The organism is Candidatus Culexarchaeum yellowstonense, from assembly GCF_024707025.1.
Taxonomy (GTDB): Archaea; Thermoproteota; Methanomethylicia; order Culexarchaeales; family Culexarchaeaceae; genus Culexarchaeum.
Genome location: NZ_JANGFQ010000078.1, coordinates 1 through 7,292 on the forward strand (window position 1 = coordinate 1; position 7,292 = coordinate 7,292).

9 protein-coding genes are annotated in these 7,292 nt (G+C 39.2%); 3 read left to right on the forward strand and 6 right to left on the reverse strand.

Translation table 11 applies throughout. From position 1 onward, the window contains the following. The 6 genes from MRT15_RS08100 to MRT15_RS08125 form a co-directional block, all read right to left on the reverse strand. Nucleotides 1-1,085: MFS transporter (locus tag MRT15_RS08100; RefSeq protein WP_304329575.1), on the reverse strand; the 1,085-nt coding region annotated here is incomplete at its 3' end. Nucleotides 1,086-1,124: 39 nt separating this feature from the next. Next, the gene (locus tag MRT15_RS08105; protein WP_304329576.1) at nt 1,125-1,721 is read right to left on the reverse strand and encodes a nucleoside triphosphate pyrophosphatase; all 597 of its coding nucleotides are present in this window, start codon (nt 1,719-1,721) and stop codon (nt 1,125-1,127) included. Between the two features lie 9 nt (nt 1,722-1,730). After that, a complete protein-coding gene (locus tag MRT15_RS08110; RefSeq protein ID WP_304329577.1) occupies nt 1,731-2,552 on the reverse strand; it encodes a metal ABC transporter permease in 822 nt (273 codons plus the stop codon). Between the two features lie 6 nt (nt 2,553-2,558). Further along, nucleotides 2,559-3,338, reverse strand: a complete 780-nt coding sequence (locus MRT15_RS08115) for a metal ABC transporter ATP-binding protein (RefSeq protein WP_304329578.1) — start codon at nt 3,336-3,338, stop codon at nt 2,559-2,561. Continuing rightward, complete coding sequence (locus MRT15_RS08120; protein WP_304329579.1) at nt 3,335-4,360, reverse strand: metal ABC transporter substrate-binding protein; 1,026 nt, start codon at nt 4,358-4,360, stop codon at nt 3,335-3,337. The genes MRT15_RS08115 and MRT15_RS08120 overlap by 4 nt, the downstream gene beginning before the upstream one ends. Continuing rightward, entirely contained in the window at nt 4,360-4,788 is a 429-nt protein-coding gene (locus MRT15_RS08125) for a metal-dependent transcriptional regulator (protein WP_304329583.1), read from the reverse strand. The genes MRT15_RS08120 and MRT15_RS08125 overlap by 1 nt, the downstream gene beginning before the upstream one ends. Before the next feature lie 163 nt (nt 4,789-4,951). Between MRT15_RS08125 and MRT15_RS08130 the strand changes: the two genes are divergently transcribed. From MRT15_RS08130 to MRT15_RS08140, 3 genes are all read left to right on the forward strand, one after another. Then, nucleotides 4,952-5,890: a hypothetical protein gene (locus tag MRT15_RS08130; RefSeq protein WP_304329580.1), complete on the forward strand. Its 939-nt coding sequence runs from the start codon at nt 4,952-4,954 to the stop codon at nt 5,888-5,890. 126 nt (nt 5,891-6,016) lie between these two features. After that, nucleotides 6,017-6,436, forward strand: a complete 420-nt coding sequence (locus MRT15_RS08135; RefSeq protein ID WP_304329581.1) for a hypothetical protein — start codon at nt 6,017-6,019, stop codon at nt 6,434-6,436. A gap of 59 nt (nt 6,437-6,495) precedes the next feature. After that, nucleotides 6,496-7,206 carry a pyruvate kinase alpha/beta domain-containing protein gene (locus MRT15_RS08140; RefSeq protein ID WP_304329582.1) on the forward strand — a complete coding sequence of 237 codons (711 nt, stop codon included), beginning with the start codon at nt 6,496-6,498 and terminating at the stop codon, nt 7,204-7,206. Nucleotides 7,207-7,292 lie beyond the last annotated feature (86 nt).

Genomic DNA, 7,292 nt, shown 5'->3' on the forward strand with positions numbered 1-7,292 from the left:
ATGTATGCTAATCCTGATATTATGAATGCTGCATCATACCCCAATATTTCCACTATTAATCCAAATATTATGAGTGTTGTGGATTCAAATATCCTCATTGGGATGTGCAGTACACCTATATCTACTGATATGGTTTCATGCCTATTCCTGGTGGCTTTCACTATTATTGCTTCATAGAATTTTGCTCCTAAACCATCTGCAAATGCCATTACGATCATTAGTATTGGTAGGAGGTTTGTATATTTGGCTATTCCTATGCATGCTAGGAAGTATACTGTGCTTTGCGTTACTGCTCTGGCAACGTTTAATGGTTTCTTGAGGGTTAAATATATTGTTAGTGATGATGTGAGATTGTAAATTGCAATCATAAATCCTATCCCCATATAATCGTATCCAAGAATTTTAGCCATGTATACTGGCAGTATCATGTTGAATAATGGGTATCTTGATAGGCTGTTTATGGCCATTATTATTGATGTGTACCAGAATTTTAGGTTCCTCCCCCTCAAATCCAATGCTTTCAGCGCCTTCACTATGTTTAATCTTCCACTTTTCAATCCAGTTTTCCATAATAGTATTGTGGGGTATAATTGAATCGTCGATATTGCTGTCAGTATTGGGAAGGCTACATCCACATTTATCATGTTCATTAAAAGTCCAGTTGTTGCTCCACCTATAGCTCCACCTATGGATACTGTTGCTATAACTCTTGTGGCTTCACTGGCCTCCCTCCCTGGGGATAGCTCGTATGTTGCTGTTCTACTTACGGCCCAGTATGCTGACATTGTTATTCCTTCAAATATTTTTCCAATGGCGAATTCCAGTGGGGATTTTGCAATACTATATATAATTGTGGCTGTGGTCATGCTTATCGTGTTTACTAGGAATATTGGAGACCAACCTATCTGGTCTGCTATTGCCGCAAATATTACCCTAACAACTAGGAATACTGCTGGCATTATTGAGAGTATTGCTCCAATCTCCACTAAACTTACCCCTCTATTCAGTAGGGCTAGTGGTACTGCTATTCCAATTCCACTGGATATGAAGTTTGTTATGAATGATATTGCCAGTACCCTCTTCAATTAAGTTCACTTAGTGCTTTTGATGATTATATGTTATAGTTATAAATGGTTTTCCATGAATTCCATTGGGTTTAATTCAAGCTCCTTAATCATTTCGTATAATGTGTTTATTGGGAGGCCAACTACATTGTAGTAGTCTCCATTAATCCATTCTATGAATAACCCTCCAAGACCCTGTATCTTGTATCCTCCAGCTGCATCCATGGGTTCCCCCGTTGATATATACCATTCCACCTCTTCCTCCGATAGCTCTTTGAATTTCACTTCAGTTTCAACGTGTCTAAAGGCTTCAACTTTCCTAACGTTGTCATATATGTATATTCCACTAATCACTTTATGCCTTCTCCCAGAAAGTTTCCTCAATATTTCACGTGCTTCCTCCAAATTTCTCGGTTTCCCTATTATCTTGCCATCAATGTACACTATGGTATCTACTCCAACATATAATCCCAATAGATCTGCATTTAAATTGTCTAGAACCTTCCTCTTCGCATTCCTTTTAACTACTTCTATTGGGTCACCCTCAGATTCCTCCTCCACTCTTGGCGTTATTGTTTTATATTTGAATTTGAACTTTTTAAGTATCTCACTCCTTCTTGGAGATGAACTTACTAGGATTATGATCTTCCCATCCATTATTCCTCATTAAATTATCTTTCTAGCCACCTTTATTAGTATATATATTGTTGTGGCTGTTGCAGCTATTGTTCCGCTTGTTGGTAGATTTAGTGTTAGGGATATTAGTAGTCCAGTTATCCCTGATGTTAGTGATATTGTGAATGTGTATATGAATATTTTTGATGTGCTGTTTGATATTTCTATGGAGGATGCTGCTGGAAGTATTGCCAATGCATATATTAATAGTGCACCCATGGCTCTTGCCAGTACAGCCCCTGCAGTTCCAATGAGTGCGAATGCCATGTAATCATATAATTTTGTTTTTAATCCTAAGGCTTCAGCCCCTTCCACGTCGAAGCATATGTATAGCATCTCTTTGTGGAATGCTATTAGAACTATTAATCCTATGAATGATATGAGTGTCATGCCTATTAGGTCGCTGTAGGTTATTAGTAGTATGTCTGAGAGTAGGTAGCTGTTAACCTTTATTATTAATTCGGCTTTAAGCATACCTATCACTATTGAGTATGTGGATAAGCTTATTGCTAAGGCTACCCCTATGGCTAATCCAGCAGCTTCCACTCCCCTCTCTCTGACTATGTATCCAGTTATGATTGATGATATTATGCTGAAGGTTGTGGCTGCAATGAATATTATTGGTTCATACCCTATTTGGCTGTATATTAATGCCCCTATGGCTGCTCCACCTAGAGCTGAGTGTGCTACTTCCGCTGATAGGTAGTGGACGTTCCTCAGCATTGACAGTGCTCCAGCAATCATTGCAGTTACCCCTCCAAGAACTATCCCTATCAATGCATTCATTATGAATGGGCTGTATATTAGGCTCATTCAAATTCACCTGTGATGCGTATCTCCAATTATTGAGTAGCATCTCCCCTCAGCGAATATTATTCTACCTCCACCATAAGCTTTTGATAGGGATTCTTCATTTAGAGCTTCATTAACCCTCCCGAAGGCTATGATCCTCCTATTTATTATCATAACGTTTTCAGCTAATTCCATCATTGGATTTATGTCATGTGTTACTAGTAGTATTGTTGTCCCATTCATTTTCCTAAGCTCCTTAAGCTTCTCCATTATTGAGTATTGGCTTATGACGTCTACTCCATTGAATGGTTCATCGAGCATCAATATTTTCGGTTTTGATATTAGTGCCCTTGCCAGTAAAACCTTCTGCTTCTGCCCCCCACTAAGCTGATTGAACGTTTTATTCATTAAATCCTTTATCCCAAGAAATTCAGCCGTATTCTCCGCAGCCTCTAAATCTTCCTTAGATATTACTCTAGGCCACTCCCTCTTAGTTGCAATACCCATCAATATTACGTCTAGAACTTTCATTGGTATCCCCTCCATAACTTTATCCCTTTGTGGTATGTACCCCATTAGCCTCCTAACTTCAAAGGATTTCTCCACTGGATTCAACCCTAAAACCTCTATTCTCCCCTTCATGGGTTTCACTAATCCCATTATGGCTTTTAGTAGTGTGGTTTTCCCAGCACCGTTTGGTCCTATTATAACGTTTATTGATGGGGTATCTATTTTGAATGTTACATCTTCGAGTGCCATAATTTTATCGTAGGCTACTGTTAGGTTTTCCACGTTTATTATGCTCATTTCCACACTTTCCTCCTAACCTTGTATATGTATGCTGACTCCATGGCTACCACTATTCCAAGTATCGCCGTTATTATCCATGATGTTTCTTGGTTTGTCTGTGTAGGCGTATATGTTATGCTTCTGTTTAGTAGTGTAACGCTGATGACGCCAATATTGTACATCATTATGGACGTATACTTCCCCTCCATGGAAATCATGACCTCTATTATCGGAGCCCCTATTTGTTTAGATAATTCTTGTATTGTGTTGTATACTGGCATTTTTGATGATACATCTGAAGCTAGTATTATCCCTCCTCCCCTCAGTGTATTGTATGCGGTTTCCATGGTTTTAGGTGTTGGTGAAGTTCCTTCCTCAACCGTCAATATTGATGCTACTTCTAAGCCGAACATGTATGCTACATATTGCTCTGCTGGGAATGCCAATACTGCTTTAACACCGCTAGTCTTCCCCCTTAAATTCATTATCTTACTTTTCAAAGCATTTATCTCTTCACTAAGTTTTGTGAAGTTTTCCTCGTAGTACCCCTTTCCATCTGGATCTATTTCTGATAGCTTGTTCTTTATGGCTTCCGCTATCACCATTACATTTTCTGGGAGTATCCAGTATCCATGGTAATTTTTGCCTGAAACTCCCGTCCATGGTGGCATTTCCAATATTGTCATTTTATCCTTGTAGTCCATGAGATTTAATGATATGTCACTTTGCTTCATACCCTTCACATTGGCAACTTGCTCCAAAAGTTTCATTTCCCAATCCATATGCCCATCAATTACTATCAGTTTGGCTGTGGATGCTTGATATATTACTTGTGGTGTTATTGTGAATGTGTGTGGTTCAACGTTTGGTGGAACTATGCTGAAAACTTCAACTCTACTTCCACCAATCTCTTCAACTATACCCTTCAATGCTCCAATACTTACGGCAACCTTAATTTTCCCATAATCCCCCTCAACATTGAATGCTGTTAATGTGGTTATCATGATTAATAGTAGTATTGCATGTATCCACTTCTTCATCAACTCACCCCACAACACTCCCTATCACTTGGTATTTCATCTCCATGGGGGCATCTTCTCGGATGACCCATACATGCACACATGGTATCTATAACCTTCTTCGGCACGTATACATCGAATTTGGAGGCGCATTCACATGCTTCATCTAAATTCATGTTGCATATTCTGTGGAGGTATGTTTCAATTATCTTATACTTCCTAATTAGCATCTTGTATTCCATGATTCCCTTATCTGTGAGTTTTACGCCTCTCCATGGTGTATGTTCCACTATGCCCATGCTTTCAAGCTTCTTTATCATATCAACTGCTGATGGTGCTTTAACCCCCAATTCCTTAGCTATCTCTATGCTTGATGTAGGTTTCTCCCCACAATTGGTTAGTTTCCCTATCACTTTTATGTATGTGGCTTCTCTAGCCGATATCTCCATGGACAATTTAGGTCGAACCTAAGTTAGGCTGAACCTAAATTTAAACTTTTCCATTATGAATAGTATACAATGCTCATTCTTTCAATATTTAATTAAATTTTAAACATAGATGAAACGAATTCTTTATATTAAACATGTATAATATAATGCTCAGTGATCGTTAATGTCGATGGGCCCCTCTTTCAAACCCTCCGAATTTGTTGCTAAAGCTGTGGAGGATGTTAGGAGGATTGTTGGTGGAGAGATGGCTGTTGCAGCATGTTCTGGTGGTGTGGATAGCACTGTTTCAGCTTACATTGCCAAAATGGCTTTGGGTGATAGGCTTAAAACAATCTATATTGATGATGGATTTAGACGTGAAGGTGAAGTTGAAGAAACAATTAAAATGCTGGGAAATTTAGGGTTAAATCCAATACTATTGGATAAGAAAAGCCTATTCTATAGAAATCTTAGGGGTGTAATTGATGCTGAGAGGAAGAGGAAGATATTCAGGGAAACATTCTACAATGTGATTGGGGATTTCATGAAATCTAATGGTATAAGGTTTCTAGTTCAGGGGACTATAGCTGCAGACATAGTTGAAACTAAGGGTGGAATAAAAACTCAACATAACGTTTTGGAGCAGATAGGCATTGATTATGGGTTTAAAGTTGTTGAACCATTGAAGGAATTGTATAAACCTCAAGTTAGGGAGGTTGCTAGATACCTAGGCTTACCAAAGGAGATATCTGAGAAGATGCCATTTCCAGGTCCAGGGTTAATGATTAGGGTTGTGGGTGAAGTTAATCCGAAGAGGGTTGAGATCGTTAGGAAAGCCACCAAAATAGTTGAGGAAGAGCTTAGGGATGTGGATGCATTCCAGAAGTTTGCAGTGCTACTTCCAGGTAGAGCCACTGGAATTAGGGGTGGTAGGAGGAAGTATGGTTACATGATCGCCATTAGAGTTGTGGCATCTGAGGATGCTATAACGGCCAGCCCACTGGAAATCCCATTCAGCAAACTCAAGAGGATTACTGATAGAATAACTTCTGAGATAAATGATGTCGTTAGAGTGTTATATGAGTTGACGCCAAAACCTCCATCAACCATAGAGTTTGAGTGAAATTCAATAATCTTTATTTCCCACATTTAACTCTACTATATTTGATTATGAATTCCCATAGACCATTCATTGGTAGGATGAAGATGAAACGTTATGGGAGGATTGGAGCTATTAGGGTGTTGAAGGTTGGTGGTAAGGTTAAGATTGAAGGTTAGTGTTGGGGAGAGAAGTTTAAGTGTTGTTGCACTACTTAATAGTGGTTATGAAGCTCCATCACCACAACTCCTAATTCCAATAAATCTAGCTAAACAACTTGGTTTATGGCCGCCTGAAAATGCATTTGAAGTTGAATATGAAACTGCTGGTGGATTGCTGAAAGCTTGGCTATACCCAAGGGTTGGGAGGGTTTGCATACTTTATGATGGTAATTCATCTAAGGAGGTTGATGTGGATATAGTTGTATCGCCAATAACCACAGAACCCCTCATAAGCGATGCACTTGCAGAGGAACTTGAAATAGCCGTAGAATCTTTTGGTAGAGGGCTTTGGAGATTTAGGTGGGAGCCTAAAGAAATTGTTAGGAAGAGTGAGAAGAGAGAGTTTTAATTACATACTATGGAAACCGGATCATAGTAACATAAATATGTTGGGGTCATTGTGGAATATTGGGGGTTTACTTGAAACCAGAATTCTATGCTAAACAAGTATTTTACTTCCATTATCGTGGGGAGATTAATACCGAGATGGTTTTGAGTTTAGCGAGGGATAGAGCTATTGAATTGGGTATTAGGAAGGTTATTATACCCTCTGAGACGGGTAGGAGTGCACTTAAAGCACTTAAAATTTTTAAGGGGACTAACGTGAATTTGATTGTTGTAACTCATTATCCAGCCAAAACAATAGGTCCTAAAGGCGATATTCCAATAGGTCTCAATAGACCGGAGTATGTGCATGTGAAGAGATTTCTTGAGAGTCATGGGGTTATAGTAATTCAGGGGACTAGGCCATTTGCAGGTATTGAAAGATCTATGGGGTGGGATAGTCCAACGCCCGAAACCTTCATAGATAAGACTCTTGAGATTTTCGGTTCAGGAACTAAGATTGCAGTGGAGGCTGCTCTCATGGCTACGGATGCTGGTTTTGTGGATGAGGGGGAAGTTGTGGTGAGTCTTGGTGGAACTTATAAGGGGCTTGATACAGCTTTAATTGTGAAATCATCGTATTCGATGCACTTCTTCACACACTTTGAAGTGCTTGAGATAATAGCGAAACCATTACACCCGGGGGTAAGGCTACCCGAACATGTTCAGGAGGGGTGGAGGGGGGATGTAGATCAATACTATAAACCCATAGATTTAAAGGATTTTGAAATGTAATGTTCCAACATTTACTGGAGATTCGTTATCCTCATATATTTGTAAGCTAACTTTAACTTTAGGTGGCTGAATACCATGTCAATAAT